Below are 23,784 nucleotides of genomic sequence, written 5' to 3' on the forward strand. Positions count from 1 at the left end.
GTCAGGCACGCCGTCCCATCAATCCTTCGGGGCGCCAGATGAGCACGATGGCCATCAGCACGTACACGCCCATGCCGCTCAGCTCGGCGAAGAAGACCTTGCCGAAGGTGTCGACGAAGCCCACCAGCAGCGAGGCGACCAGCGCGCCGGTGATCGAGCCGATGCCGCCGATCACCACCACCACGAAGCAGATGATCAGCACGCTCGCGCCCATGTTTGGGTACACGGACGACATCGGTGCGGCGATCATCCCGGCCAGCGCAGCGAGCGCCACGCCGGCCGCGAACACGATGCGGTAGAGGCGGCGGATGTCGATGCCCAGACCACGCACCATGTCGCGGTTGCTCGCGCCGGCGCGGATCATCATGCCCAGTCGCGTGCGGTTCACCACCAGATAGAGCCCGATGGCCAGCACGATGCAGGCGGCCGACGCGAAGAGCCGGTACCACGGGTAGCTCATGAGGTCGCCGAGCGCGAAGCTGCCGTCGAGCCAGGCCGGCACCTTCACGCCGTGCACGTCGTTGCCCACCAGGATCGAGCGCAGCTCCTCGAAGACCAGGATCAGGCCGTAGGTCATCAGCACCTGCTGCAGGTGGTCGCGCTGGTAGAGATAGCTGAAGAAGGCCCACTCCAGCAGGTAGCCGAAGACGGCCGCGAGCAGCACGCCCGCGACCAGCATCAGGATGAACTGGTCGCCGAAGAGCGGCGACAGCGCGAACGCCATGTAGGCGCCCAGCATGTAGAAACTGCCGTGGGCCAGGTTGATCACGCCCATGATCCCGAAGATCAGCGTGAGGCCCGAGGCGACCAGGAACAGCAGCAAGCCGTACTGGACCGCGTTCAGGCACTGGACGAGAAAGGTTCCGAAGTCCACGGCGCGCGCCTTACATCCTGCAGCCGCGGGCTGGGTCGGCCAGGCCCTTGATGGCGACGCTCACCATCTTGTTCTCCTTGCCGTCGACCTTGCGCAGGTAGATGTCCTGCACCGGGTTGTGCGACTTGCCCACCGCGAAGGTGCCGCGCGGGCTGTCGATCTTCGCCTTCTCGACGGCGGCCGCGAACTCGGCCTTCTTGGAGATGTCGCCCTTGGTGGCATCCAGCCCGATGGCCAGGATCTGCGCCGCGTCGTAGCCCTGCACGGCATAGACGTCGGGCTGCAGCTTGAAGGCCTTGGCATAGGCGGCGCGAAAGCTGTTGTCGCGCGGCGTGTTCAGGCCGTCGGCGTAGTGCAGCGTGGTCAGCATGCCCTGCGCGCTGTCGCCTTGCGCATCGAGCGTGCCGTCGGTCAGGAAGCCGGGGCCATACAGCGGGATGGTCTTGTTCAGGCCCGCGGCCGCGTAGTCCTTGACGAACTTCACCGCGCCGCCGCCGGCGAAGAAGGCGTACACCGCATCGGGCTTGGCCGCGGCGATCTCGGTCAGCAGGGCCTGGAACTCGACGTTGGGGAAGGGCACGGTGAGTTGCTTGACGACCTGGCCGCCCGCCTTCTCGAAGCCCTCCTTGAAGCCGGCGGTCGACTCGTCGCCGGCCGCGTACTTCCAGGTGATGGTGATCGCCTTCTTCTTCTTTTCCTGCTTGGCCGCGACCTCGCCCATGGCGTAGGCGGGCTGCCAGTTGGAGAAGGAACTGCGGAAGATGTTGGGTGCGCACATCGGCCCGGTCACCGCGTCGGCGCCCGCGTTGGGCACGATCAGCGTGGTGCCGCTTTCCTTCGCCGCCTTGGCCATCGCCATGGCCACGCCCGAGTGCACGGTGCCGACGATGACGTCGACGTTGTCGCGCTTGATGAGCTTGTTGACGTTGTCGGTCGCCTTGGCCGGGTCGGACTCGTCGTCGACCTTCACGTATTCGATCTCGCGGCCGCCGAGCTTGCCGCCCTGTTCCTCGACGCGCAGCTTGAAGCCGTTCTCGATGGCCACGCCCAGCGCGGTGTAGGTGCCGCTGTAGGGCAGCATCAGGCCGACCTTCAGCTTGCCCTGCTGGGCGTGGCCGAGCGTGGCGATGCAGGCGAGGGTGAGCGCGGTCAGCGCGGTACGAAGGTTCTTCTGGCTCATGGTTGTCTCCATTGATTGATGAACGAAATAGTCGCGCTTATCACCTGCTCCGGCTGGTCCCGGTGAGGGGAGTGGCCGCAGTCGGGCAATTCGAGAAGTTGCGTGCGGCCGACCCGCGATGCGATGCCGCGGATCTGCTGCAGGGTGCCGTATTCGTCGTCCACGCCCTGGATGGCGAGCACCGGGCAGGCGATGCCGTCGAGTTCGCGCTCGATGTTCCACTGGCGGAAGGGCGGATGCAGCCAGATGCGGTTCCAGCCCCAGAAGGCGGAGTCGGGGTCGTCGTGGTAGCGGCCGAGCTTGCTGGGCAGGTCGGTCTGCACGTAGGCGACGCGCGCCTGCTCGATGTTCTCGACCGTCACGTCCTCCACCAGGATGTGGGGCGCCAGCACCACGAGGCCGGCGACGCGCTGCGGAAAGCGCGCGGCGTACAGCAGCGTGATCGATCCGCCATCGCTGTGGCCGAACAGCCAGGGCGGCTCGTCGATGCCCAGGGCGTCGAACAGCGGCGGCAGCACCTCGTGCGCCTGGCGATGCATGAAGTCGACGTCCCAGACTTCATCGGCCTCCCGCGGCGTCGAGCGGCCGTAGCCGGGCCGCGAGAAGACCAGCCCGCGGAAGCCACCCGCGTTGCACAGCCGCTGCGGGAAGTCCTTCCACATCGCGACCGAGCCCAGGCCCTCGTGCAGGAAGACGAGCAGCGGCGCGTCATCACGCTCGGCTGCGATGCGCACGTACTCGACGCGCACCTCCCGTTCCCGCCAGCGGATGGCGGCCCATTGCGTCTCTTCGCTCACGCGTGCAGCTCCTGCTCGCGCAGTCGGAAGCGTTGGATCTTGCCCGTCGCGGTCTTGGGCAGTTCGTCGACGAACTCGATGAAGCGGGGGTACTTGTAGGCGGCCAGGTGCTGCTTGACGAAGGCCTTGAGTTCCTCGGCGCTGCACGATTGGTTCGACTTCAGCACCACGAAGGCCTTGGTCTTGGTCAGGCCGTCGTCGTCTTGCTTGCCGATGACGGCGGCTTCGAGCACCGCCGGGTGGCGCATCAGCGTGGCCTCGACCTCGAAGGGGGACACATAGATGCCGCTGACCTTCAGCATGTCGTCGCTGCGGCCGGCGTAGGTGTAGTAGCCGTCGGCGTCGCGCGAGTACTTGTCGCCGCTCTGCGTCCAGCCGTCGCGGAAGGTCTGGCTGCTCTTCTCGGGGTTGCCCCAGTACATGAGCGCGCTGCTCGGTCCCTTGATGTAGAGGTCGCCGACTTCTCCATCCGGCACGGGCCGGCCGTCTTCTCCGCGCAGTTCGATCTGGTAGCCCTCCACCGGACGCCCCGTGGTGCCGTAGCGGATGTCGCCGGGCCGGTTGGAGAGGAAGATGTGCAGCATCTCGGTGGAGCCGATGCCGTCGATGATCTCGCAGCCGAAGTGCGCCTTGAAGCGCTGTGCGATCTCGCCCGGCAGCGCCTCGCCCGCCGACGAGCACATGCGCAGCGCCACGCTGTCGCGCGCGGGCAGCGACGGCGACGCGAGCATGCCGGCGAAGCCGGTGGGCGCGCCGAAGAACACGGTGGGTTTCACGCCCGTGGCCTCGTCCGGGAGCGCGGTGCCGGTCCAGCGCTTGAAGGTCGCGTCGGGCGTCGGCCGCTCGGCCATCAGCACGACGGTCGCGCCGACCGACAGCGGGAAGGTCAACCCGTTGCCCAGCCCGTAGGCGAAGTACAGCTTGGCGGCGGAGAAGCAGATGTCGTCCTCGGTGAGTGCGAGCACCGGCTTGCCGTAGAGCTCGGCGGTCCACCACGGGTTGCCGTGGGTGTGGACCGTGCCCTTGGGCCGCCCGGTCGAGCCCGAGGAATAGAGCCAGAAGGCATGGTCCTGCGGGCCGGTCGCGGCCGGCCGGGCCAGCGGAGGGTGTGCGCCGATGGCGGCGTCCAGGTCGCTCGCGCCGCTGGGCAGCGCGGCGGTGGGCTGCGAGACGAAGAGCTGGCGCAGCGCATGCGGCGACTTGGACATGGCGTCCTGCAGCACCGGCAGCAGCGCGCCCGACACCAGCGCCGCGACGGCGCCGCTGTGCTCGAGCATGTAGGCATAGTCGTCGGCCGTGAGCAGGGTGTTGACCGCGACGGGCACCACGCCGGCGTAGAGACATCCGAGGAAGCTCACCGGCCAGTCGCTGGTGTCGAGCTGCAGCAGCAGCACGCGTTCTTCGGGCTGCACGCCGGCCGACTGCAGCGCGCTGGCGAGGCGGCGCGCCCGGACTTCCAGGCCGCCGTAGCTGAGCGTGCCGCGGTCGTCGATGTAGGCGAGCTTGGCGGCCCGCTCGCGGTTGAGTGCGAACAGGTGTTCGGCGAAATTGAAGTCGGTGGGCAAGCTCATCGTGTGTCTCCTGGTGTCTGCGGCGCGGTGGTGCGCTCTTCTGTGTGCATGTCGCGGGCGCGGGGCGCTAGCCGAGGCCCAGCCCGGCCAGCACCGCCGGGCTCGCCTGCACCGCGCTGCGGCGGTGGTAGAAGTCCAGCGCCCGCAGGCCGCCGAGTTCCGCGCCGCCGCCGGCGCGCCCCGGGCCGCCATGCAGCGACATCGGCATCACGTTGCCGTGGCCGGTGTGGGTCTGCGCCACGTCGGGGCTGACCACATGCACCCGGCCATGGCTGGCCGCGAGCTGCACCGCGGTGCGTGCCAGCGCTGTGTCGTCGCTGCCGTAGAGCGAGGTGACCAGCGAGCCCTGGCCGCGATGCGCCAGCGCGATTGCGTGGTCGAGGTCGCGGTAGGCGAGCAGGGTCGCCACGGGGCCGAAGACCTCCACGTCGTGCACCGAGTCCGCCGCGTCGGCGTCCTTGGCGCCCAGCAGCACCGGGCCGATGCAGGCCGCGATGGCGGGGTCGGCGTCGACCAGCGCCTGCGCGCTGCCGTCGTGCAGCACCGTGGTCTGGCGCTGCAGCGTCGACAGGCCCTCGCGCACCGCGTTCAGCTGCGCACGGCTCACCAGCGAGCCCATGCGCACGCTCTCGTTGCGCGGGTTGCCGACGGTGACGCCGCGCAGCTTGGCGCCGATCGCCTCGGCCGCCGCGTCGTAGACGCCGGCCGGCACGAGGATGCGGCGGATCGCGGTGCACTTCTGGCCGCTCTTGACGGTCATCTCGCGCACCACCTCGCGCACCAGCAGGTTGAAGGCGTCGGTGCCCGGCGTGGCGTCGGGCAGCAGCAGCGCCGAGTTGAGGCTGTCCGCCTCGATGTTGACGCGCACCGAGCGCTGCGCCACCGCCGCGTGCGAGCGGATCAGCGCGCCGGTCTCGGCCGAGCCGGTGAAGGAGACAACGTCGAAGGGCTGCAGCTGATCCATCAGCCCGTTCGAGCTGCCGCAGATCACCGACAGCGCGCCGGCCGGCAGCACGCCCGCGTCGACCACGTCGCGCACCATGCGCTGCGTGAGCCAGGCGGTCGAGGTGCCGGGCTTGACGATGACGGGCACGCCCGACAGCAGCGCCGGCGCCGCCTTCTCCCACAGCCCCCAGGCCGGGAAGTTGAAGGCGTTGATGAAGAGCGCGACGCCGCGGGTGGGGACCTGCAGGTGCTGCGAGAGGAAGACGGGCTCCTTGCCCAGCTTGACCGCGTCGCCGTCGCGCAGCGCGTGCACGTCGCCCAGCGCCTCGCCCCACTTCGCGTACTGGCCCAGGGTGAAGATCGCGCCGTCGATGTCGACGGCCGAGTCGTTCTTCACGGTGCCCGAGTTGGCCGTGGCGATCTCGTAGTAGCTGTCGCGATGCGTCTGCAGCACCTTGACGATGGCGGCGAGCAGTCCGGCGCGCTGGCGATAGCTCAGCGCGCGCAACGCGGCGCCGCCGACATCGCGTGCAAAGCCGAAGGCCGCCGGCAGGTCGAGCCCGGTCGCGTCGACGCGCGCCAACTCGGTGCCGAGCACCGGGTCGAACAGCGGCACGCCGGCGCCGCTGCCGCTTTGCCAGCGACCGCCGACATGGTTGGGAAGAAGCTCTGTCATGGCATCAAACTTTGGTGAACTGGATCTGCCCTTCGGGCAGCAGGTAGAGGATGAGTGCGCGGCCGTTGTCGACGGTCGGGTGGTGGGCGCTGCCCGGTGGGTACACGCACCAGCCGGCCGGGCGGCCGTCGAAGGTCGCGTCGCCCTCGATCGGCATGATCAGGTCGATCTCGCCGTTGGGATGCGTGTGGTGCGGGCCGGCGAGGTCGGCCATGTCGACCACGTCCACCGAGAAGCGGTGCAGGGCGTCTTCGGGCTTGAAGGGGCGGCCGTAGCGGATGCCGCCGCCTTCGCGCTCGCAGAGCCAGCCCTCGGCCACGCCCTCGATGCAGGCGGCCTTGAGGCGTGCATAGGTCGGGGTGTCCGCGCCGTGTTCCGCGTTCAGCCAGCGGTCCAGCGTGTCGTCCAGCGGCCGGCCTGCGATCTGCGTGCTCAGGTCCGCGATCAATTGATGGAATGCTTGCTTGGACATGGGTCTTCTTTGGCGGGCGTCGTGGTTCGTAGGGTTCGGGGCGGTTGCAGCTTTCGGTGGCGTGCAGTATCTTGCGCTCGATCAAACAATAAGCAGCAAAATGCAGCATGTCAAGCAACATAATGCATGTATGGCGTTTACCCTGAGCGCGCAAAATCGAGGCATCGAATGAGGATTTCCATGACTGAGGAAGCAGGGCAGGGTGGCGGCGCCGTGGCGGGTGCGATCGATACGGCCATCGCCGAAGCGACGCGCCATCCGCTGCTCGCCGTGCTCGGCGAGCGCGTCCGCAGCCTGCGCGCACAGCGCGGTCTCACGCGCAAGGCGGTGGCCCTGGCGGCCGACGTGTCGGAACGCCACCTGGCGAACCTGGAGTACGGCACCGGCAATGCCTCGATCCTGGTGCTGCAGCAGGTGGCGCAGGCCCTGCACTGCTCGCTCGCCGAACTCGTCGGCGACATCACGACCAGTTCGCCCGAATGGCTGCTGATCCGCGAACTGCTCGAGCACCGCAGCGAAGCCGATCTGCGGCGCGCCCGCATCGCCCTGGGCGAACTGCTGGGCAGCGGCCGCGGCGACTCGGCGCGCCACCGCCGCATCGCGCTGATCGGGCTGCGCGGGGCGGGCAAGTCGACCCTCGGGCCGATGCTGGCGCAGGACCTCGACGTGCCCTTCATCGAGCTGAGCCGCGAGATCGAGAAGCTCGCCGGCTGCAGCGTGCGCGAGATCCATGACCTCTATGGCACCAACGCGTACCGGCGCTACGAGCGGCGCGCGCTGGAGGAAACCGTGCAGATCCACAGCGAGGTGGTGATCGCCACGCCCGGCGGCATCGTGTCCGATCCTGCCACCTTCAACGAGTTGCTGGCGCATTGCACCACCGTCTGGCTGCGTGCTGCGCCCGAGGAGCACATGGGCCGTGTCGTGGCGCAGGGCGACACCCGCCCGATCGCCGCCAGCAAGGAGGCGATGGAAGACCTGCATCGCATCCTCGATGGGCGCGCGGCCTTCTACTCGAAGGCCGACCTGACGGTCGACACCAGCGGCCAGACGCTGGCGCAGAGCTTCGACGTGCTGCGCGGCGCTGTGCGCGCGGCGATCGCCGCGGCGGGCTGACCCCGCCGCTGGCGACGCGCCGACTCCGGGTTTTCCTGAACTGCAGAAAAGTGCAACAGGCATTGACTTGCCTGTTGATGTGCATGATGATGCATGTATCGAGCGCAAGAAATGCATTATGTTTCTTGTTTCTGCGGCCCACGGAGACCCTTCATGACCGACACAGCCCCCCAGCCCCCCCGCGTTGACTACCGCACCGAGCCGGCCCAGTACCGGCACTGGCATCTCGCCGTCGAGGGCGCGGTCGCGCGCCTGACCCTCGACATCGCGGAAGACGGCGGCATCCGCCCGGGCTACAAGCTCAAGCTCAACAGCTACGACCTCGGGGTCGACATCGAGCTCAACGATGCGCTCAACCGCGTGCGCTTCGAGCATCCGGAGGTGCAGTCGGTCATCGTGACCAGCGGCAAGGACCGCATCTTCTGTTCGGGTGCCAACATCTTCATGCTGGGCGTCTCCAGCCATGCCTGGAAGGTGAACTTCTGCAAGTTCACCAACGAGACGCGCAACGGCATCGAGGACAGCTCGAAGCATTCAGGCCTGAAGTTCCTGGCGGCGGTCAACGGCGCCTGCGCGGGCGGCGGCTACGAACTGGCGCTGGCCTGCGACGAGATCGTGCTGGTCGACGACCGCTCTTCCGCCGTCTCGCTGCCCGAAGTCCCGCTGCTGGGCGTGCTGCCCGGCACCGGCGGCCTCACGCGGGTGACCGACAAGCGCCATGTGCGGCATGACCTGGCGGACATCTTCTGCACCAGCGTGGAAGGCGTGCGGGGCCAGCGCGCGGTCGACTGGCGCCTGGTCGACGCGATCGCCAAGCCGGCCCAGTTCGCCGCGGCCGTGCAGGAGCGTGCCGCCAAGCTGGCAGGGGGCAGCCAGCGGCCCGGCAAGGGCGCGAAGGGCGTGACGCTGTCGCGCATCGAGCGCGAAGACGGCCCCGACACCCTGCGCTATGCGCATGTCGGCGTCGACATCGACCGCGCCCGCCGCACCGCGACGCTCACCGTCAAGGCGCCCACGGGCGCGCAGCCGACCGACATCGCAGGCATCGAGGCCGCCGGCGCCGCCTGGTGGCCGCTCGCGATGTGCCGCCAGCTGGACGACGCCATCCTGAACCTGCGCACCAACGAACTCGACGTGGGCACCTGGCTGCTCAAGACCGAGGGCGACGCGCAGGCCGTGCTGGCCAGCGACGCCCTGATGCTCGCCCACCAGGACCACTGGCTGGTGCGCGAGACCATCGGCGCACTGCGCCGCACGCTGGCGCGGCTGGACGTGTCGTCGCGCAGCCTCTTCGCACTTATCGAGCCGGGCTCCGCCTTCGCCGGCACGCTGGCCGAGATCGCCTTCGCGGCCGACCGCACCTACATGCTCGCGCTGCCCGACGACGCGGAGCGCGCGCCCACGCTCACGCTCAACGAATTCAACTTCGGCTTCTACCCGCTGGTGAACGACCAGAGCCGGCTGCAGCGCCGCTTCTACGAGGAGGCATCGCCGCTCGAGGCCGCGCGCGGCGCCATCGGCAAGGCATTGGACGCGGACGCCGCGCTGGCGCTTGGCCTGGTGACCGCGGCCCCCGACGACATCGACTGGGAAGACGAGCTGCGCATGGCCATCGAGGAGCGTGCCGCCATGTCCCCTGATGCGTTGACCGGGCTGGAGGCCAACCTGCGCTTCGCCAGCAAGGAAAACATGAACACCCGCATCTTCGGCCGGCTCACCGCCTGGCAGAACTGGATCTTCAACCGCCCGAACGCGGTCGGCGCCAAGGGCGCGCTGAAGGTCTACGGCACCGGCGAGAAGGCCGGCTTCGATCTGAACCGCGTCTGATCTCGAACCCACGCATACGCCAAGGAAACGCCATGAGCACCGTCAACTACAGCGACAAGATCCCGAACAACGTCAACCTCAGCGAAGACCGCACCCTGCAGCGCGCGCTCGAGGGTTGGCAGCCGAATTTCGTGAACTGGTGGGACGACGTAGGCCCCGACGGTTCGACCGCCTACGACGTCTACCTGCGCACCGCGGTCAGCGTCGATCCGCAGGGCTGGGCGCAGTTCGGCCACGTCAAGATGCGCGACTACCGCTGGGGCATCTTCCTGAACCCGGGCGATGCGAATCGCGAGATTCATTTTGGCGACCACAAGGGTGAGAAGGCCTGGCAGGACGTGCCGGGCGAGCACCGCGCCAACCTGCGCCGCATCATCGTGACGCAGGGCGACACCGAGCCGGCGTCGGTCGAGCAGCAGCGCCACCTGGGCCTGACCGCGCCCAGCATGTACGACCTGCGCAACCTCTACCAGATCAATGTGGAAGAGGGCCGCCACCTGTGGGCGATGGTCTACCTGCTGCACAAGCACTTCGGCCGCGACGGCCGGGAAGAGGGGGAGGCGCTGCTGCAGCGCCAGTCGGGCGACGTCGACAACCCGCGCATCCTCGGCGCGTTCAACGAGAAGACGCCCGACTGGCTGGCCTTCTTCATGTTCACCTACTTCACGGACCGCGACGGCAAGTTCCAGCTGTCGGCCCTGGCCGAAAGTGCCTTCGATCCGCTGGCGCGCACCACCAAGTTCATGCTGACCGAGGAAGCGCATCACATGTTCGTGGGCGAGAGCGGCGTGTCGCGCGTGCTGGCGCGCACGGCGCAGGTGATGAACGAGCTGAAGACCGACGACCCGCAGAAGGTGCGGGCGGCCGGCGCCATCGATCTGGGCACCATCCAGCGCTACCTGAACTTCCACTACAGCGTGACCATCGACCTGTTCGGCGCCGACCAGTCGAGCAATGCCGCCATCTTCTACAGCTCGGGCCTGAAGGGGCGCTATGAAGAAGGCAAGCGCACCGACGACCACGTGCTCAAGGGCCAGACCTACAAGGTGCTCGAGGTGAAAGACGGTCAGCTCGGCGAGAAGGACGTGCCGATGCTCAACGCCCTCAACGAGGTGCTGCGCGACGACTTCATCAAGGATTCGATGGCCGGTGTCAACCGTTGGAACAAGGTGCTCGAGAAGGCCGGCATCCCCACGCGCCTGAGCGTGCCGCACAAGGCTTTCAACCGCCAGATCGGCGCGCTCGCCGGCATCAAGATGTCGCCCGAGGGGCGCGTGGTGAACGAGGCGGAGTGGGCCGCGAAGAAGGGCGAATGGCTGCCGACGTCGGAGGACTTCGCCTTCGTCTCCTCGCTGATGGGCCGCGTGGTCGACCCGGGCAGGTTCGCCGGCTGGATCGCGCCGCCGGTGATGGGCATCAACCGCCAGCCCGTCGACTTCGAGTACGTGCGCTTCGGGTGAAGGACTGTTGCTCGCCCCCAGGTTGCCCGGCACTTCGTGTCCGGGCGCCCACCCCCTACCGGGGGCAACACCAGCGGCCTGGCAAAGCCAGTTCCGCGGTGTTTCACGAAGGAGTCTGCGCGTCGCGCGGCCTTGAGCAGCACAATCGTCGCGCGGCTTCGGTCGCCTGCGACAGGAGGACAACATGGACATGGCCGTTGAAGCCGGCGTCATCAGGCAGCATCTGATCGACCCGGAAATCTGCATTCGCTGCAACACCTGCGAGGCCACGTGCCCCGTGAACGCCATCACGCACGACGACAACAACTACGTCGTCCGGGCGGATGTCTGCAACGGCTGCATGGCCTGCATCTCGCCGTGCCCCACGGGTTCCATCGACAACTGGCGAACCCTGCCCGTGCAACGGGCCTACACCATCGAGGAGCAGCTGGGCTGGGAGGAACTGCCGCCCGAGCTGAGCGCGGAGGAACTCGAGGCGGCGGGTGTGAAGGACGCTGACAGCGGCGTCGGCGAGAAGGCGCAGGCCGAGGTCGAGCCCCTCGTGACGCCCGGCGAGGCGCCGTTCATGTCGGCGAGCCACGGCGCCACGACGCCGCCATGGTCGGCTGCGCACGCGTACACGAACCTCTATGCGCCCAAGCGGCCGGTGACCGCGACCGTGACCGGCAATTTCAACTGCACCGAGGCGGGCTTCGAGAGCGAGACACACCACGTCGTCCTGGATTTCGGTGCGATGCCCTACCCCGTGCTGGAGGGGCAGTCGATCGGCATCGTGCCGCCCGGCACCGACGCGCTCGGCAAGGCGCACCATCCGCGCCAATACTCGGTCGCCAGTCCGCGCAACGGCGAGCGCCCCGGGTACAACAACGTCTCGCTGACCGTCAAGCGCGTGACGCAGGACCACCAGGGCAACGCCGTGCGGGGCATCGCCTCCAACTACGTCTGCGACCTGAAGGTCGGCGACACGGTGACGGTGGTGGGGCCGTTCGGCTCCACCTTCCTAATGCCGAACCACCCGAAGTCGAACATCGTCATGATCTGCACGGGCACGGGCAGCGCGCCGATGCGCGCCATGACCGAGTGGCGTCGACGCCTGCGCAAGAGCGGCAAGTTCGACGGGGGGAAGCTGATGCTCTTCTTCGGCGCCCGTACTCAGCAGGAGCTGCCCTACTTCGGCCCGCTTCAGAGCTTGCCCAAGGACTTCATCGACATCAACCTGGCCTTCTCCCGCAAGCCGGGGCAGCCACGGCGCTATGTACAGGATGCCATGCGCGAGCGAGCAGCAGACCTCGCGTCGCTGCTCGGGGATGCCGACACCCACTTCTATGTGTGCGGACTCAAGAGCATGGAGGAGGGCGTGCTGCTGGCGCTGCGAGACGTCGCGCAGGAAGCCGGGCTGCCCTGGGAGCCGCTCGCGGCCACGTTGAAGAAAGAGGGGCGTCTGCACCTCGAGACCTACTGACGAAACCGGGCGCGCAGGATTTCGAGTCCTCGAATCTCGCTAGAGTCGAGAATTCTTGAGGACTCTTCCTGATGGTTGTGACCGTCAATTTCTTGAGCCGGACCCTGGCTCGAACCAATAGAGTTCGAAAAATGCCAGCGGAGCTCTCCCAATGAAGAAGCGGGCACTTTCGTTGCAGGTGAGTCGCTCAAAGTTCAAAAACTCATCTGACTCTGCTTCGATCCGGCACCTGTTGACTCAATAGAGTTCAAAAAAGGTCCTGGCTGGAACGTTCCCCACCTGAGTGATGGGGGAGCATCCACAGCGTGCCCCTCGGCGGCGTGTCATCGGCCGCATAGATCAGGTCCGGCGGCCGCCGCCGGGCACCTGAGGGCGTCAAGCCGAGAAGGAGGCTGGCCAGGACCGTGCTCACACCTGCGCGAGGCCTTCGTCGAGGGTCGCGGCAACTGCGAAGAGCGCCAGGAAGCCGCTCATGTCGAGGACCTCGCGCACCATGTCCCGGATGCCGACCAGCACCAGCTTGCCCTGTACGCCGCGCAACTTCTTGCCGGCCAGCAGCACCACGCGCAGGCCCGCCGAGCTCACGTACTCCAGTGCCGAGAGGTCGAAGACGAGGCGCTTCTTCCCCGAGGCCAGCTTCTCGAGCAGAACCCGTTCCAACTCGGGCGCGCCGCTACTGTCGAGGCGGCCGCTCAGACGCAGGACAAGGATGTCGCCGCGATTTTCCTGTTCGATGTTCATGGATGGACGTTCACTTTGTTGGCTGAGGAAACGAAATGGAGCAGGTCTGCCGTGGTCCACCGGACGACACGGCGCATTGACCGGCGATAGGCTGGCCTTGAGAATTGCGGGCTACTCAAAACCACACGAGAGCAGACCGCGCAATGGATATTCACATCCGCTCCTTCGTCCCGGACGACCACGCTGCAGCGCTGGCGCTCTGGCAGAGAACCGAAGGAATGGGCCTGAACGAATCGGACGAAGCATCCGCAGTGTCGATGTTTCTTGCGCGCAATCCGGGCTGCAGTGCGGTCGCGGTCACGAACGATGGGCGGCTCGTCGGCGCGATGCTTTGCGGCCATGACGGACGGCGCGGCTCGCTGCACCACCTGGCCGTCGAACCGGGCTTCCGCCAGCACGGCGTCGGACGGCGGCTGGTCGAACACGGCCTCGCGCGGCTGGCTGCGGCGGGCATCGTCAAGTGCAACATCTTCGTTGTCCCGGACAACGCCGAAGGCACGGAGTTCTGGCTGCGCCGCGGCTGGTACCGCACGCCCTGGCTGAATTTGCAGACACGCCTGGGCACCTGATGCCATCGGCGTCACCTCGTCGCTGAGGTCGATGCCTCGCGCGCATCGGCCAGCCGCGGAATGTTGATCACCTCGGCCACGTTGAGCAGCAGCATCGGCGGATACAGCGCCAGTGCCTGCACCGTGCGCATGTTGATGAGCAGCGAGAAGCGCTGCAGCGGTGTGGCCGCCATGGTGGCGATGGGCTTCTTCTCGACCAGCACCTGAACGGCCTTCCAGCCCGCATAGCGGCCCACGTTGGTTCCGTTCGAGAAAAGGCCGAACATGCAGCCCGACTGCCGCACGATGCTCTCGGTGGCGCAGAAGGTCGGCAGCTTCTGCGCGATCGCCGCCTGCGTGACGACGTCCCGATGCGTGAAGGCCAGGAAGGTGCTCGGACCGATGTAGAGGAAGTCTGCGCCGCGCTGCGCGATGTCGGCGACGAGCGATGGAAGCGCTGTCGGGTCGGGTGCGCCGCCAGGCTGCAGCGGAACGACCGCATCGACGATCTCGAAACCCTGCCTGCGCGCCAGCACGTCGAGCTGGTCGCGGATCTGCTGCGAGTTGGGTTCGGCCGGGTTGTGCAGGTAGCCCAGCCGCTTGAAGGGACGGTAGGCCTTGATCGCATTGAGCTGCACCTGCAGCGGTGCGACGTGGCCCACGCCGGTGACGTTGCGCCCCGGCTTCTCGAGCGACGGCAGAAGGCCGACGCCCACCGCGTCGGTGACGGAGGTGAAGACGATCGGCAGATCGCGGATCGCATCGTCGCCGGGCCGATCGTGACGGCCCGCCAGGGCGAGTGCCGTAGGGGTGCCCCAGACATAGACGAGGTCGGGATGCGCCGCACGCACCTGCTGGCGAAGCGCCGGCGCGTCCGATGCGCGATCGGTCGCACGGATGAGCACGTAGCGTGCCTCGACGCCGCTGCTCTGCAAGTAGGCCTTGAAGCCGGTCTCGATGCTCTGCTCGTCGCGCGGGATCACCATCGCGATGGTGACGGGACCGGTCCCACGCTGTGCCGTTCCGCCCGACGTATCGGCACGCGGTTGCGCTATGGCCTGCATCGTCAGCGCGGAGACGACGATGGCCAAGAGCGGCACTCTCGACACGGTGGATCGAAGGCGTCGGAGGCCGTCGCACATGGCGACACGCGAAAATGAAAACGGCACGAACAGGCTCCCGAAGGAATACGGACGACCGGATGCGCGCTTCATGCGCTCACCGTCGAAGATGCGCGGGGCCTCAGACCCACCCACACGAGTCCGCCGGCGACCGCCAGCAGGATGCCCACCGCACTCACTGCGCCGGGCAGGCCGACCCAGAGCACCGCGAGCGCCGTGACGAAAGGCGCCGTGACGCTGCCTAGGCGCTCGATCAGCCGATACGCCACGAGCGCCTGCTCGGGCGAGGCGCTGCGGCTGTCTGCCGGCTTGCACTCGAACAACTCGGTGATCAGGGCGATCTGCGAAGGCCCCTGCGTGGCCTGACCGGCACCGAGCAGCGCGCAGCACAGGGCCATGCCCAGCGCGCCGCCGACCAGTGGGACGGCCAGGCAGGCCAGCGCCGCGATGATCGCGCCCGCCACGATGAAGGTGCGACGCTCGCCGATCGCGTCGGACCAGTGCGCCATCACCGAGGCGGTCACGGCATAGCAGAGAAAGTACAGCAGCAGCACGCGCCCAGCCACCGCCGGCGGCTCACCGATGTCGCGCATGTAGAGCGGCACCACGATCGACAGCACCGCGACGGCCACGAGGCGCGCCGGGATCGCAGCGCCCAGGATGATGAACATGGCGCGCGGTTCGCGGATCACCGCGGCGTAGCCGCGCCAGGCGCCCGCCCCGGCCGTGCGAGCCGACGCCGGCGAATGGATGAGCGGTAGCTTCAACCGCCACAGGGCCACGAACGCGAGCAGCATCGCGAGCGCGCAGGCCAGCATCCCCAGCGCGTCCCCGACCCGCCCGGCGACCATCCCGCCGAAGGGAGGCCCCACGATGCCCGCTGCCACGATTGCGCCGGCGACCTCGGTGAGCCCGCGCGCCCGCTGCGCCGGCGGGGTGAAGCGCATGACGGTGGTCTGTACCAGGATCAGCGCCAGGCCATAGGCCACGCCTCCGACGGCCCGCAGCGTCACCAGCAACCAGACCTGATGCACCCAGGCCGTGGACGCCAGCGCGCCAGCCCCCACAAGCACCGCCGCCATCAGCGTGAGGCGCAGGTCGAAGCGCCGCACCAGCCACGGGCCGAGCGGCTGGGCGGCTGCGAAGGTCGCCATGAAGGCCGTCACCGGAATCCCTGCCAGCATCTCGGGGGACCAGGCCGCGTGCCCCGTCTCCATCTCGCTGGCCAAGACTGTGAAGAACGGCCGCAGCAGCTCCTCGGAGAGCGCCACCAGGAAGACCGCCAGGCGCAGCCGCGTCATCTGCACAGGCCACGCCTGCTCCGGTGTCAGCGCTCCATGCGGCGCAACCGTCGCCGCGATGCGCAGCGCCTCACGCGCGCGCTCCTGCGAACGGGCGACGGCCGTACTCTCTTCCCGCGCGAGCGCCCTCCCCCTGCGCCAGCGCAGCAGGCCGCTCAGCCGGTGCCACAGCCGCGCGATGCGGTAGTCGAGCAGCGGATGCAGCAACGAGCGACGCCAGAGCCCTCGCGTCAGTTCTCGCATGAGCACCGCCGAGATGATCAGGGCGAGCAGCAGGTCGACCAGCACGGCGCCCAGCGTGCGATCGACGTAGTCCCGTGGATAGCCCACGGCCACGCGCGCAACGCCGCCCGGCAGCCCGACCGACTCCGCCAGCCTGTCACCGCCCGATGCCATGTCGCGCCCCAGGTGTGCCAGTTCGCGGCCGTTGCCGTCGAAGAGGGACAGCTCGGACAGCTCGGGGGCGGCAGCGAGTTGTTCGTTGAACAGCGCCTCAACGCCATGCAGCGACTGCAAGGGCACGCCGAGTTGCAGCGAGCGCTCGACACGCGCCGCCATCGTGGTGGCGACGGCCTGCGCGTTGGCCTCGATCTGGGCGGTGACGAAGGGGCGCGAGGCTTCTCTTGCGATGCCGATCACGCTCAAGGGCGCGACCAGCAACCCGACCATCAACAGGGCGAGCATCCAGCGCCCGCCATGCGGCGCTTCCAGATCGGCATGTTGCAGGCTCCGCAGCGTCTGCCGGCTCGCACCGTAGAGAGCGACGAAGATCACCGCCCAGGTCAGCAGCACGAACGGCAACGACCGCAGGACGATGGCCCAGGTCGCGGCCCGCACCTGCGTGCGCACCGAGGTGGGATCGAGGACGGTCCAGACGGAAGCGGCCGGCACTCCCGCGGGATCGAGCACGGCCACGCCGGTCAGTACGTGTGCGGGCGTCTGGCGGACGGCTGGAGCGCGCAAGGCCGTCCCGTCGCGCTCCGAAGACCTGGCGGGCGCGGCGCGCAGCAGGGCCGTGTTCCAGCGCGGATCGATCAGGCTTCGAAGCGAAACGTCGCCCGACTCGGCGATGACCCGCCCCTCGGAAGACATGACGACGGCGAGGCGTACGGCCGGATCCTGCCGACCCATGTGCTGAAGCTGGACCGACAGAAAGCCCAGATCGTTGGCCGTCAGCCCCAGCCGCATGCCGTTCTCGCCATCCTCCGCGACCTGCCCGACCATGCGGCCGGTCCGATCCTGCGCGAGCGTCACGAGCACCTGTTCCATGCGCCACGCGATGAGCAGCAACGACAGGCCGAACAGCACCAGACAAAAGAGTGCCGAGAACGCCAGCGACTGGCGCCGCAAACGGTGATCAGGTCCGTCTTCGGCGCCGGCCAGGCTCCCTGCCGGCGCGCTCACGCCGCACCTTGCGATGGAGGGGGCTTTGCAGTACGGATCGACATTGGTAACATTTAAGAAACTATTTATAACAAAAGAAACAGTCACTTCCAGTCGTCCCCGCCGATATCCGACTGCCGCCCCACGACTCACCGCCCAGGAGTGTTGTTTCCTTGCCGCTGCTGCTTCCCCCGTTCACCCTGCACCGCAATGCGGACACGCGAGCCGACGCCCCGATGACCCGAGAGATGCGCGCCTTGCGCGTGCGTCTGCTCCGGGCGCAGGATCTGCCAAGCGTGGCCGCCCTGAGGCACGAGGTGCTCGCGACCCTGCAGCACCCCGATTGCTACGTGCGGGAGGCGGACGAGGCGTCCTTCATGCGCCTGCATCACCCGCCGCATGGCGAGACCATCGGCGTCTTTTCCGGCGATGTGATGGTGGCCTACGCGATGCTGGGGCTGCCCGAGGTCGGCCATCCCGACAACCTGGGTGCCGCCCTCGGCCTCAGCCCCGAAGGCCGCAAGGCCGTGGCGCACCTGTCGAGCTGCATGGTGCGTCCGGCATGGCGCGGCCTGGGGCTGCAGCGAACGCTGCTCGGTACGCGGTTGGCGCTCGCACGTTCGCGCGGGCGCCACCTGTGCGCGGCTGTCGTGTCGCTGCACAACCACTCGAGCCGCCACAACATGCTGCGTCGCGGCCTGCACGTCGCGGGCGTCGAGCTCGTGGACGGCCTGCGTCGGCAGATCACGCTCATCGACCTCGATCACGGCCTGCAGGTGGATCAGGCCGATCAGGAGTTCGTCGACAGCGACGATTTCATCGGACAGCGCGATGCCGTGTCTCGCGGCTATGTGGGCGTGGGCGAGGTGCGCGGCCCTCAGCAGGTGCGCCTGCGCTTCGTCCGGCGCCTCGACCGTCAGGTCGTTCCCCTGTAGGTCAGCGCGACGACGGTCACGTCGTCGGATTGCGCGACACCGTTCTCGAAGGCGTGGACGGCACGCACCACCGCTTGCGGCAGCTCCGGACCCGAGCCGACATGCTGCGCCGCCAGCGTCAGAAGCGCCTCCTCGCCCATCAGCGCGCCCTCGCGGTCGGTGGCCTCGGTAACGCCGTCGGTATACAGCAGCAGCGTCTCGCCCCGCGCGAGCACGGTGTTCCCCTCGATATAGGCCTGCCCTTCGAGCACCGCCAGTGCCATGTTCTGGCCGCGCGGGAAGAAGCTCGCCTGCCCGTCGCGGATGCGCGCTGGCGGGTTGTGTCCGGCATTGACATAGCTGAATCGGCCGGTGGGCAGGTGCAGCACGCCGTAGAACACAGTCACGAACATCATCTGCTCGTTGTCGGCGCACAGCTGGTCGTTGAGCGCGGCGATGGTCGCGCCGGGCGCGTGCAGGAACAGCGCGTTGCTCTTGAGCAGGGTGCGAGAGATCGCCATGAAGAAGGCCGCGGGCACGCCCTTGCCCGACACGTCGGCGACCACCACGGCCAGATGCTCGGCGTCGACCATGAAGTAGTCGTAGAAGTCGCCGCCGATTTCCTTGGCCGGAATCATGGTGGCGTGCACATCCACCTCCACCGCGTCCGGACGCGAGCGCGGCAGGATCGACAGCTGCATCTGGCGGGCGATCTCCAGCTCCTGTTGCAGGCTGGCGAACAGGGTCTGCGTGGCCATTGCGGCCTGCAGGTCGCGCAGCAGCTTCAGTAGCTGCGTCTGCTGGTTGGTGACCAGGCCGGACATGCGCCCGAGGATGCCGGCCAGATCGGCCAGTTGATTGGCCGACTCGGCGTCCGCGGGCAGTGGTTCCGCCACCTCGGCCCGGCTGTCGCCGAGGGCGGCGAGGATCTCCTCGCGCGAACCCGGGTCCAGGCTGTCGGCCAGCGTGCGCAGCTGGTCCCGGATGAGCCGCTCTTGCTGGCGCCGGGTGCGCACCCGTTCGTCGCGCAGGGTCTGGAGGTTGAGAAGTTCCGCCCGGATGGCGAGGATGCCCCGTGCCATGTCGCCCGACTCGCCCTCGGCTTCGTCCTCGCCTTCGTCCGGCGCGGCGTCGGTGGAGCCGCGCGAGAGCGCCTGAAGCACGCCGACCCAACGCCCCAGCGGCTCCGTCACCTGCCGGAGGTAGAAGCCAACGCCGGCCGCCAGGGCGAGGACGGCGAGCGCGAGCGAGAGCGTCAGCGCGGTGTCGGTGCGCTGACGGTCGCGCACCGCATGCGCCACGTCCTGCTGCCAGACCAGCACGCCGGTCTCGCGGCCGTCCGGGTTGAGCAACGGTTGGCTCACGACCTGCCAGTCGCGCATGCCGACGCGCTCGATGGCGGCCCTTCGGGTACGGAGCGGCACGGCAATGCCGGCGTCCCGCAGCTGCCCCGCCGGCTCGCCCGCCACCTCGTGGCCGCGCATGTTCACCAGCGACACCGCACCGCCGAGACTCGCCGCGAGTTCCGGCAGGCGCTGCGCGACATCCAGCCCCGCCGCCACCACGCCGCCCTCGAAGGGCCGAAGCGTGACCCATGCGTAGCGGCTCGCCTCCACCTGACTGAGGCCCTGGATCGCCGGGGTCGCCTGCACGTCCACCGCGCGGATCCATCCGACGAGCGCCAGCGGCGCGGGATCGAGGCCCGGTGCCGTGGTGGCCGCCAGCGCCGCGCGGCTGTCGTACACGTCCAGCCGCAGACCGGGCGCCTGCGCGGCGGCCGCCTCGAGCAGCCGCCCGAGCGCGAGCCGGTCGCGCTTACCCCATGCGCTGGCCCAGGCCGGGTCGGCGACCAACTTGCGAACGGTCGCATCCGTGGTGGCCAGACTGTCGGCCTGCACACGCTCCCAGGCGATCGACTGCGCCCGCAGCAGCAGTGCGTCGTAGCGCGACTGCTCTCGCGCATCGCGCCACCAGGTCACAACCCCGAAGGCTGCGCACAGGAGCAGCAATGCGCCCAGCGCGACGAGGCCGATCCTGCGCCTAAGTGCCATGTTCGACCTCCCCGAGCCTGTCAGCCGATCCCGGCGCCCCGGCCACGGGCACGACACGCGGCGGGTCCGGCCAGAGTTTCTGCTGCGCCAACGGCCAGGCCTGTGCCATCACCGCAACCAGGAGTGCGCCCGCACCGGCCATCAGGGCCAGCCGCCCCGTCCTCGGCCCTGCCCGATGGATGGGCGCGTCGGCAGCGGCGCAGCGCCTGCGGCGAAGGCCGGCCCCGAGCGCAAAGGCCAGCAGGAGCATGGCGATGGCAACCCCTGCCGCGGCCGCCACGTCCGCGACCCCGTTGCCGGCGGCGGCGAACTCGAGCGACTGCACTGGGCGTGCCGTGCCGGCTGCGGCCACTGCCAGCGAAGCCGCCAATATCGACACTCCCAGACCTCCGGCCTGCCGCTGGCGTCTTCGTCGCGGTGTCGAAAGGCCCGGGTCGGCCAGTCCCAGGATCAGGCCGGTGCCGAACGACAGCGCGGCGCACACGGCCTGAACCGGAAACCGCAGGTCGGACGTCATGACGAACTGCGAAGGGATCGCGCCGAGGCCACCGACGGCGATGGCCGTCCACGCATCCACGGCACTCGTGCGCGGCCGGCTTGGCGCAGCATCGAGACGGGTCTGCCAGGGACTGTGTGCCACGTTCCACCGCCAGGTCATGCACAGCGCCAGCGCGAGCGGCAGCACCACCGCGACCATGCGCATCGTGCCTTCGGGCAGCGCGCCCGCCAGCCCGCCCAGCGCGGGCCCGAGGCCGAGCGCCCCGAGCAACCAGCCGGCCAGGCTCGCGTACGGCCGCGCACCGGACTCGCGAAGGTCGCGTCTCTGACGCAATGCCTGTTGCAGCGCCTCGGTTGCAGCGAGCGTCGCGCCCATCGCGAGCCCGGCGCACCCTGCCGCGAGAAAACGCGCATCGGGCATGTGCAGACCGAGCGCCAGGCCGCCCGCTCCCAGGATCGAGGTGCCCAGCAGCACGACCAGCCAAGCCGATGCACGGGCGAGGCGCGCACTCCACCAGCCCGCCGACGCCGCCAGCCAGCCGGTGCACCAGACCATCGCTGCCATGGCGCCGGGCCCCATACCCGTCTGCACCGGCGTGGGTACGGAGGGGCCTTGCGCCGCCAGCGAAAGGACGGCGCCGCCGGTGGTGGCGAGCATCGAGACGACCCACGCGGCCTGCGCATCGCCGGCGACCAGGCGCCGCAGCTGCGGCGTGGTCGCGGCAAACCGCCCGCCCGCTTCGGCACTCGCCAGCAGCTGGTCGAGCCACTTGCGTCGCGCCGGATGGGGTTCGGTGCGACGCAGCGAGCCCACGACGCGCCGTGCTCGCTCGAGCGTCTCGTGCACGGCGCGCACGCCGCGCGCGAGTTGCTGCACCCGGCGGTCGAAATCGCGCCGCTGCAACGTGATGGTCAGCCTGTCGTAGCGCCCCGCGTCGATGTCGCGAATGGCCAGCCGCACCGCGCGGTCCCGTGTCCGCCGGGTGGTGACGAAGGCCGCCCAGGCAGCCAGCCAGCCCATGGCGGCGAAGAATGCGCACCCCAGCGTCAACGGCAGCGCGACCGAAGCCATGAAGGATGCGAGATCAGGCCCTCGCATGGTCAGCCGCACGGAACCCGTCTGCCCCGTGGAGAGCGCGATCGGTTCCTCGACCACCGCGTCGGGCAGCGCCAGCAGGGACAGTCGACCTTTCAGCAGGCGATCCGGGCGCGGATCGCTTCGCCACAGTTGACGCCGCATCTCGTCGTTCACGACGATCGATTCGACATCGGGATAGGCGTCCAGACGCTGGCGCAGCAGCTCGGGCATGCCCACGAGCCGATGCAGCGGAATGCCGAGCGACTCTGCGCGCACCACGCGCTGAGCCACCGACTGCGCGATCAGCCGGCCCCTGGCCTCGTCGCCTGCCGTGCGCGAGCCGGCGAGCAGCAGGTAGGCGTGCACGGACAGGGCGAGCGCGAGCAGCCAGAGAAGGACGAAGCCCCCGACCCCCAGCAGCGCCGGCACTCGGCGGGGCATCGGCGCGCGCGTCGTCAATCGAGCGCCTCGCTCTCGTCGGTGTGGGCCAGTGCGCCTTCGAACCGGCCACGGGTCGCGAGCGCCGTGCCAAGGGCCGCCTGCATCGCGCCGCTTCGCTCCTGCATCGGCTGCCGGTCGGTCCGCTTCGCCACTTGCACCAGCAGCAGGCCCCCCGCGAGCACGAAGAACCCGAGCGCCACGGCGACCACGCCCCATGACTGGAGCGAAACGTCGAGGCTTGCGGGGCGGAACGCGCTCGTGACATGGCCGACAGGCTCGCCGAACGGACCGCGCAGTCCTAGGCCCAGCACCGGCTCGCTGGCCACGGAGGCCTGCCAGATGCGGTGCGAGCCTGCGCTGCCGCGCGCGGCAGCAGCAACCGCTTCGGGCAGGGGTTCGCCGACGGCGCCGCGGTCGGTGCTGAAGAGTGTCCGGCCGTCGATGCCTGCGATGTCGAGCGAATGCAACTCGTGGTTGCGCGCCAGCGCCGCGTCGAGCAGTGCCTGCGCATGCTGGTGGCTCGCCAGATCGAAACCCAGTGCCAGGTCTCCTTCGAGCGCTTCCTGGATTTCGATGAGCGTCAGCGCAATCCCCTGCTGCCGCAGCGTGTCCGACTGTTCGCGCTCGAGCATGGCCAGCGAGGCGGCGAGCCAGAGCGCGCCCGCGATCAGCCAGACCATCCAGAGCGCGCCCATTTCCCACAGCGCCGCCAGGCCGAGTGCACGGCGCGCGTGGACCGGCTCGGCCGTTTTCGGAACGGACAGGGAACGAAAAGACACGTTGGATCACTTCCCAGCGGATCCGGGGCTACGACGCGTGCCACAATCGTTCCGCAGAGGCTTGATTGCTTACCATTGTGACGTATTGTTGCAAACATGGCATCTTCTCCCTATCTCCGCCAGACCCTGCGAGCCAATGCGCATGCCGTGGCCGCGCTCCTGACCGAGGTCGAAGCGTGGTGCGCGCGCCACGAAGTGGATGCGCGCGTGGCGATGCACCTGAGCCTGATGCTGGACGAATGGCTGACCAACATCGTGGAGCACGGCTATCAGGGAAAAGACGGCGAGATCGACGTCGAGCTCAGCGCCTCATCCGTCGCGCACGTGGACGTCGTCGTGCGCGACCAGGGCAGGATGTTCGACCCCACCCGGCTGGCAGCGCCGGACATCATGGTCGGGATCGAGGAGCGCGAGATTGGCGGACTGGGCATCCACCTGATCCGTCGCATGGCCAGCCACCTGACATACGCTCGCGAGAACGAGACCAACGTGCTGCGCTTCGGGAAGTCCGCCGACCCGCGCGCCTGAGATCAGGCGCACGATGCCTGC

Annotated in this window: 19 protein-coding genes; 7 read left to right on the forward strand and 12 right to left on the reverse strand. The window is 68.8% G+C overall.

The genetic code is table 11. The features are described 5' to 3' along the window. Position 1 precedes the first annotated feature (1 nt). The 6 genes from N8A90_RS21775 to N8A90_RS21800 all read right to left on the reverse strand — a co-directional run bounded on the left by N8A90_RS21775 (position 2) and on the right by N8A90_RS21800 (position 6,515). A complete protein-coding gene (locus N8A90_RS21775; protein WP_262077267.1) occupies positions 2–874 on the reverse strand; it encodes a branched-chain amino acid ABC transporter permease in 873 nt (290 codons plus the stop codon). Between the two features lie 10 nt (positions 875–884). Continuing rightward, on the reverse strand, positions 885–2,054 hold the full coding sequence (locus N8A90_RS21780; protein WP_262077269.1) for an ABC transporter substrate-binding protein: 1,170 nt from the start codon (positions 2,052–2,054) through the stop codon (positions 885–887). Next, positions 2,051–2,851 (reverse strand): alpha/beta fold hydrolase, encoded by an 801-nt coding sequence (locus N8A90_RS21785; protein ID WP_262077270.1) that lies wholly within the window; start codon positions 2,849–2,851, stop codon positions 2,051–2,053. The genes N8A90_RS21780 and N8A90_RS21785 overlap by 4 nt, the downstream gene beginning before the upstream one ends. Then, a complete protein-coding gene (locus N8A90_RS21790) occupies positions 2,848–4,422 on the reverse strand; it encodes a benzoate-CoA ligase family protein (protein WP_262077271.1) in 1,575 nt (524 codons plus the stop codon). The genes N8A90_RS21785 and N8A90_RS21790 overlap by 4 nt, the downstream gene beginning before the upstream one ends. Before the next feature lie 67 nt (positions 4,423–4,489). Continuing rightward, on the reverse strand, positions 4,490–6,043 hold the full coding sequence (locus N8A90_RS21795; RefSeq protein ID WP_262077273.1) for a 3,4-dehydroadipyl-CoA semialdehyde dehydrogenase: 1,554 nt from the start codon (positions 6,041–6,043) through the stop codon (positions 4,490–4,492). Between the two features lie 4 nt (positions 6,044–6,047). Further along, positions 6,048–6,515 carry a DUF4863 family protein gene (locus N8A90_RS21800; protein ID WP_262077275.1) on the reverse strand — a complete coding sequence of 156 codons (468 nt, stop codon included), beginning with the start codon at positions 6,513–6,515 and terminating at the stop codon, positions 6,048–6,050. Between the two features lie 180 nt (positions 6,516–6,695). Between N8A90_RS21800 and N8A90_RS21805 the strand changes: the two genes are divergently transcribed. The 4 genes from N8A90_RS21805 to boxA all read left to right on the forward strand — a co-directional run bounded on the left by N8A90_RS21805 (position 6,696) and on the right by boxA (position 12,380). Then, positions 6,696–7,631 (forward strand): helix-turn-helix transcriptional regulator, encoded by a 936-nt coding sequence (locus tag N8A90_RS21805; protein WP_262077277.1) that lies wholly within the window; start codon positions 6,696–6,698, stop codon positions 7,629–7,631. 153 nt (positions 7,632–7,784) lie between these two features. Next, positions 7,785–9,458, forward strand: a complete 1,674-nt coding sequence (gene boxC, locus N8A90_RS21810; RefSeq protein ID WP_262077279.1) for a 2,3-epoxybenzoyl-CoA dihydrolase — start codon at positions 7,785–7,787, stop codon at positions 9,456–9,458. 32 nt (positions 9,459–9,490) lie between these two features. Beyond that, on the forward strand, positions 9,491–10,918 hold the full coding sequence (boxB, locus tag N8A90_RS21815; RefSeq protein WP_262077281.1) for a benzoyl-CoA 2,3-epoxidase subunit BoxB: 1,428 nt from the start codon (positions 9,491–9,493) through the stop codon (positions 10,916–10,918). Between the two features lie 184 nt (positions 10,919–11,102). Beyond that, the gene (gene boxA, locus N8A90_RS21820) at positions 11,103–12,380 is read left to right on the forward strand and encodes a benzoyl-CoA 2,3-epoxidase subunit BoxA (protein ID WP_262077283.1); all 1,278 of its coding nucleotides are present in this window, start codon (positions 11,103–11,105) and stop codon (positions 12,378–12,380) included. Between the two features lie 408 nt (positions 12,381–12,788). Here boxA and N8A90_RS21825 read toward each other — a convergent pair whose 3' ends face one another. Further along, complete coding sequence (locus tag N8A90_RS21825) at positions 12,789–13,121, reverse strand: STAS domain-containing protein (protein ID WP_262077285.1); 333 nt, start codon at positions 13,119–13,121, stop codon at positions 12,789–12,791. 143 nt (positions 13,122–13,264) lie between these two features. On the opposite strand from N8A90_RS21825, the gene N8A90_RS21830 reads away from it, so the two are divergent. After that, positions 13,265–13,690, forward strand: a complete 426-nt coding sequence (locus N8A90_RS21830; protein WP_262077287.1) for a GNAT family N-acetyltransferase — start codon at positions 13,265–13,267, stop codon at positions 13,688–13,690. Between the two features lie 11 nt (positions 13,691–13,701). Here N8A90_RS21830 and N8A90_RS21835 read toward each other — a convergent pair whose 3' ends face one another. Both N8A90_RS21835 and N8A90_RS21840 read right to left on the reverse strand, forming a co-directional pair. Beyond that, the gene (locus N8A90_RS21835) at positions 13,702–14,760 is read right to left on the reverse strand and encodes an ABC transporter substrate-binding protein (protein ID WP_262077289.1); all 1,059 of its coding nucleotides are present in this window, start codon (positions 14,758–14,760) and stop codon (positions 13,702–13,704) included. A gap of 119 nt (positions 14,761–14,879) precedes the next feature. Next, positions 14,880–17,495 (reverse strand): MFS transporter, encoded by a 2,616-nt coding sequence (locus N8A90_RS21840; protein ID WP_262077290.1) that lies wholly within the window; start codon positions 17,493–17,495, stop codon positions 14,880–14,882. A gap of 152 nt (positions 17,496–17,647) precedes the next feature. On the opposite strand from N8A90_RS21840, the gene N8A90_RS21845 reads away from it, so the two are divergent. Next, a complete protein-coding gene (locus tag N8A90_RS21845) occupies positions 17,648–18,409 on the forward strand; it encodes a GNAT family N-acetyltransferase (RefSeq protein WP_262077293.1) in 762 nt (253 codons plus the stop codon). Here N8A90_RS21845 and N8A90_RS21850 read toward each other — a convergent pair. Genes N8A90_RS21850 through N8A90_RS21860 form a run of 3 tightly spaced genes read right to left on the reverse strand, consistent with a single transcriptional unit; the run spans position 18,391 to position 23,235 of the window. Continuing rightward, entirely contained in the window at positions 18,391–20,439 is a 2,049-nt protein-coding gene (locus N8A90_RS21850; protein WP_262077295.1) for a PP2C family protein-serine/threonine phosphatase, read from the reverse strand. The genes N8A90_RS21845 and N8A90_RS21850 overlap by 19 nt on opposite strands. Then, positions 20,429–22,444 carry a hypothetical protein gene (locus N8A90_RS21855; protein WP_262077296.1) on the reverse strand — a complete coding sequence of 672 codons (2,016 nt, stop codon included), beginning with the start codon at positions 22,442–22,444 and terminating at the stop codon, positions 20,429–20,431. The genes N8A90_RS21850 and N8A90_RS21855 overlap by 11 nt, the downstream gene beginning before the upstream one ends. Before the next feature lie 26 nt (positions 22,445–22,470). Further along, positions 22,471–23,235 carry a hypothetical protein gene (locus N8A90_RS21860; RefSeq protein WP_262077298.1) on the reverse strand — a complete coding sequence of 255 codons (765 nt, stop codon included), beginning with the start codon at positions 23,233–23,235 and terminating at the stop codon, positions 22,471–22,473. 96 nt (positions 23,236–23,331) lie between these two features. Between N8A90_RS21860 and N8A90_RS21865 the strand changes: the two genes are divergently transcribed. Beyond that, positions 23,332–23,763, forward strand: a complete 432-nt coding sequence (locus tag N8A90_RS21865; protein WP_262077300.1) for an ATP-binding protein — start codon at positions 23,332–23,334, stop codon at positions 23,761–23,763. Positions 23,764–23,784 lie beyond the last annotated feature (21 nt).

It is taken from the genome of Variovorax sp. N23 (assembly GCF_025486315.1).
Lineage (GTDB): Bacteria > Pseudomonadota > Gammaproteobacteria > Burkholderiales > Burkholderiaceae_C > Variovorax.

Excerpts from the sequence above, each read along its gene's own strand:
- N8A90_RS21830 (WP_262077287.1), top strand. The coding sequence starts at position 13,265 with ATGGATATTCACATCCGCTCCTTCGTCCCGGACGACCACGCTGCAGCG.
- boxB (WP_262077281.1), top strand. The coding sequence starts at position 9,491 with ATGAGCACCGTCAACTACAGCGACAAGATCCCGAACAACGTCAACCTC.
- boxC (WP_262077279.1), top strand. The coding sequence starts at position 7,785 with ATGACCGACACAGCCCCCCAGCCCCCCCGCGTTGACTACCGCACCGAG.
- N8A90_RS21795 (WP_262077273.1), bottom strand. The coding sequence starts at position 6,043 with ATGACAGAGCTTCTTCCCAACCATGTCGGCGGTCGCTGGCAAAGCGGC.
- N8A90_RS21800 (WP_262077275.1), bottom strand. The coding sequence starts at position 6,515 with ATGTCCAAGCAAGCATTCCATCAATTGATCGCGGACCTGAGCACGCAG.
- N8A90_RS21865 (WP_262077300.1), top strand. The coding sequence starts at position 23,332 with ATGGCATCTTCTCCCTATCTCCGCCAGACCCTGCGAGCCAATGCGCAT.
- N8A90_RS21850 (WP_262077295.1), bottom strand. The coding sequence starts at position 20,439 with ATGGCACTTAGGCGCAGGATCGGCCTCGTCGCGCTGGGCGCATTGCTG.
- N8A90_RS21790 (WP_262077271.1), bottom strand. The coding sequence starts at position 4,422 with ATGAGCTTGCCCACCGACTTCAATTTCGCCGAACACCTGTTCGCACTC.
- N8A90_RS21825 (WP_262077285.1), bottom strand. The coding sequence starts at position 13,121 with ATGAACATCGAACAGGAAAATCGCGGCGACATCCTTGTCCTGCGTCTG.
- N8A90_RS21780 (WP_262077269.1), bottom strand. The coding sequence starts at position 2,054 with ATGAGCCAGAAGAACCTTCGTACCGCGCTGACCGCGCTCACCCTCGCC.
- N8A90_RS21805 (WP_262077277.1), top strand. The coding sequence starts at position 6,696 with ATGACTGAGGAAGCAGGGCAGGGTGGCGGCGCCGTGGCGGGTGCGATC.
- boxA (WP_262077283.1), top strand. The coding sequence starts at position 11,103 with ATGGACATGGCCGTTGAAGCCGGCGTCATCAGGCAGCATCTGATCGAC.